Here is a 259-nt window from a genome sequence, read left to right on the forward strand (position 1 = left end):
GTCTTTTGTTACCTCGAAATAATCGACGTAAATAATGGATTGGTATTTTTATATTTTAATTTGTTTGGCTGCAATGTTTGTTTTTCATATTAGTTTAAAAATTGCTCCGTACATTTTGGAATTGTTAATATTGCTTATTAAGTCTTTGTTTTATGCTTGTGTTGGCGTATATGCTTTTATCTGTCTAATTATTGGTCGTTTGTATTTTAGACCGACTAAGGATAAAGTAAAGGCTCAAAGCAATGGTTTAATTGAATAT

General features: G+C 28.6%; 1 protein-coding gene. It reads left to right on the forward strand.

The window, feature by feature from the left end; all coding sequences use genetic code 11:
* Nucleotides 1–34 precede the first annotated feature (34 nt).
* The coding region (locus tag RR062_06255; GenBank protein MEG2027291.1) for a hypothetical protein at nt 35–259 on the forward strand (225 nt) is incomplete at its 3' end.

Source organism: Clostridia bacterium, assembly GCA_036654455.1.
Classification (GTDB): Bacteria; Bacillota; Clostridia; order Christensenellales; family CAG-314; genus JAVVRZ01.